We start from the raw sequence: 3,399 nt of genomic DNA, 5'->3' as shown, positions 1-3,399 counted from the left end.
GGGCAGAACCGCCGGTGACGCGCCCGCTCGGCCTCGACGAGATGGTGACGGGCCTGAGTGCTTTCGATTTTCAGTGACGCCGTGTTCTTCTGAAATGGAGGAAGGTGCCACAATTGTCGGCGGCCGCTGGCTCAGTTCCGGCCTGCGCCTTTGCGTTACGCCAACAGAGCATCTTTTTGTCGTCCCTTGCGCATCGTCCCGTCCACAAGAGCCCGACAGTGGCAGCCATGATCGATACCGCATCGCCGATCGTCGCATCGCCAGCCGTCTCGCCGCGCGAGGAGCGCGTCGGCATGCTTTTGGTCTTCCTGTCGGCGCTGATGTGGAGTTTCGGCGGCGCCATCGCCCGCTTCATCACTGTCGGTGACAGCTGGACGGTCATTTTCTGGCGATCCGTGTGGGCAGCCGCCTTCCTGGTCTGCTTCATGGTTTGGCGTGACGGCTGGCGTGGCATGCTGAAGCTGTTCCGTGACATGGGGTTGCCCGGCCTTGCCGTCGGGATCTGCTTTGCCACGGCATCGACCGCCTTCGTCGTGGCGCTCGCCTACACCACCGTCGCTAACATCCTTTTGATGCAGGCAGGCGTGCCGTTGCTGGCGGCGCTGTTTGCTTGGGCATTGTTTCGCGAAAGGGTTGGTGTCGCGACCTGGGTGGCAATCGCCGCCGTCATCACCGGCGTCGCCATCATGGTGTCGGAATCGCTCGATGGCGCCGTCTCGCCCATAGGCGATGGGCTGGCGCTGTTGATCGCGGTCATGTTTTCAGTCGCCACCGTCATCACCCGGCGGTTCTCCGGCGTGCGCATGACGCCGGCGACGTGCCTCGGCACCATGCTCGCGGCCGGCTTTGCCGTCTCGCAGGCATCGACCCTCACCGTATCTGTCAGTGACATGGGCTTTCTGTTTGCCTTCGGCGTGGTCAATCTCGGCCTCGGCCTGGCCTTCTTCGCCACCGGCGCGCGACTGATCCCGGCGGCCATCGCGGCGCTGCTCGGCACGTTCGAGCCGATCCTCGGCCCGATATGGGTCTGGCTCATTCATTCCGAGGTGCCGTCGGGGCGCACCATCATCGGCGGCGCGGTTGTGGTCACGGCGCTGCTCGTCCATATCGGGCTCGAATTCAAGCGCCAGGCAAGGCCCGAACGCGCAGGGGTCACCGGGGTGCCGTCACCTAATTGAAGCGGCCTGCAGCTTTGCCATTGACAACGTCGCTGCGGCACGGGCAGGCTGGGAATACGGCAACAACAAGACAGGCGTATCTTGCCAAGTCTCCCAGCCGGTCCGATCGGGACCGGACCATATCGTCGTATCTCTGCCCGCGCCATGGCGAAAGCCTCTGACGGTATTGGCACGCCTCCCAGGCCGCCTCAGGGGCATCCAACCATCTCATCGAACCGCCTGCATGGTCTCGGCAGTTCGCGCTTGTCGCCCCTTGGAAAGCTCAATAGTCTGAAGAAAATGCCGGTCGCGCTGATGTCGCGACGAGCCGGTGAAGGAACACTCATCAAAGGAGAATAGCATGATCCGCAAAGCGCTCTGGCTTTCGGCAACGTCGGCATTCCTGACATTTTTCACCGTCGGCGGTCACGCCGAAGATCGTGTCGTCAACGTCTTCAACTGGTCGGACTACATCGACAGTTCGATCATCGACGATTTCACCAAGGAAACCGGCATCAAGGTCGTCTATGATACCTTCGATTCCAACGAAATCCTTGAGACCAAGCTGCTTGCCGGCGGCAGCGGCTATGACGTCGTCGTGCCCAGCGGCAATTTCCTTGCGCGCCAGATCCAGGCCGGCGTGTTCCAGAAGCTCGACAAGTCGAAGCTGCCCAACATTTCCAACATGTGGGATACGGTTTCGGAACGCACGGCCAAGTACGACCCCGGCAACGAATACTCGGTCAACTACATGTGGGGCACGGTCGGCATCGGCTACAACATCAAGAAGGTGCAGGCGGCACTCGGCACCGACAAGATCGACAGCTGGGATGTCTTCTTCAACCCCGACAGCCTGGCCAAACTGAAGGACTGCGGCGTCTACGTGCTGGACTCGCCGGCCGACATCATTCCGGCTGCACTGAAATATCTCGGCCTCGACCCGAACAGCACATCGCCCGACGATATCGCCAAGGCCGAGGAGACCTTGCTCAAGGTCCGACCTTATATCAGGAAGTTCCATTCCTCCGAATACATCAACGCGCTCGCCAACGGCGATATCTGCCTGGCCGTCGGCTGGTCGGGTGACGTGTTCCAGGCCCGCAACCGCGCGGTCGAGGCCAAGCAGGGCGTCGAGATCGGCTATTCCGTGCCGAAGGAGGGTGCGCAGATGTGGTTCGACCAGATGGCGATCCCTGCCGACGCGCCGCATGTCGCGGAGGCGCTCGAGTTCATCAACTACATGATGAAGCCGGAAGTTATCGCCAAGTCGTCGAACTACGTGCTCTACGCAAACGGCAACAAGGCTTCGCAGCAATTCGTCGACAAGGCACTGTTGGAGGATCCCTCGGTTTATCCCGATGCCGAGACCATAAAGAAGCTCTACACCGTCTCGCCATACGATCCCAAGACCCAGCGCGTCATCACGCGCACCTGGACCAAGATCGTCACCGGCCAGTAAGCAATCCGACACGGTCCCGGCAGCCACCTGCCGGGACCGTTTTTACCTGGGGCAAGAAGCAAGAAAATCAGGACGGAGTGGGACATGAAATCGCTTGGCAGCATCCGCAGGGATTTTGCACCGTGGAACGACCCGAACGCCAAGCCGTACATCCAGTTCGACAACGTCACCAAGAAGTTCGGTGACTTCACCGCCGTCAACAATCTGTCTCTGACCATCTTCGAGCGCGAGTTCTTCGCGCTGCTCGGTGCTTCCGGTTGTGGAAAGTCGACGCTGCTCAGGATGCTCGCCGGCTTCGAGGAGCCGACAGCCGGCCGCATTCTGCTCGATGGCCAGGATCTGCGCGGCATCCCGCCCTACCGGCGGCCGGTCAACATGATGTTCCAGTCCTATGCGCTGTTCCCGCATATGACGGTCGAGAACAACATCGCCTTCGGCCTCAAGCAGGACGGCATGCCGAAGCCCGAAATCGCATCGCGCGTTGCCGAGATGCTGAAGCTGGTCAAGCTCGAGCAGTTCGCCAAGCGCAAGCCGCATCAACTGTCCGGCGGCCAGCGCCAGCGCGTCGCGCTCGCCCGCTCGGTCGCCAAGCGGCCGAAGGTGCTGCTGCTCGACGAGCCGCTCGGCGCGTTGGACAAGAAGCTGCGCGAAGAGACGCAGTTCGAACTGATGGACCTGCAGCAGAATCTCGGCCTGACCTTCGTCGTCGTCACCCACGACCAGGAAGAGGCGATGACCATGGCCGATCGCATCGCCATCATCGACAAGGGCGAGGTGATGCAG

Annotated in this window: 3 protein-coding genes; all 3 read left to right on the top strand. The window is 61.5% G+C overall.

Features of this window, described 5'->3' with window-relative positions; all coding sequences use genetic code 11:
- Nucleotides 1-227: 227 nt before the first annotated feature.
- Nucleotides 228-1,178 (top strand): DMT family transporter, encoded by a 951-nt coding sequence (locus EN969_RS22660; protein WP_063170073.1) that lies wholly within the window; start codon nt 228-230, stop codon nt 1,176-1,178.
- Between the two features lie 340 nt (nt 1,179-1,518).
- Nucleotides 1,519-2,616, top strand: a complete 1,098-nt coding sequence (locus tag EN969_RS22655) for a polyamine ABC transporter substrate-binding protein (protein ID WP_013530248.1) — start codon at nt 1,519-1,521, stop codon at nt 2,614-2,616.
- Between the two features lie 84 nt (nt 2,617-2,700).
- Nucleotides 2,701-3,399 (top strand): ABC transporter ATP-binding protein (locus tag EN969_RS22650; protein ID WP_164758426.1); only part of this gene is annotated, 699 nt, incomplete at its 3' end.

The sequence above is a fragment of the Mesorhizobium sp. M7A.F.Ca.CA.003.01.2.1 genome (genome assembly GCF_003998945.1).
GTDB classification, from domain to species: domain Bacteria; phylum Pseudomonadota; class Alphaproteobacteria; order Rhizobiales; family Rhizobiaceae; genus Mesorhizobium; species Mesorhizobium ciceri.
Note: the sequence above shows the minus strand (reverse complement) of the source record. Positions and strands in the feature narration are given on the sequence as shown.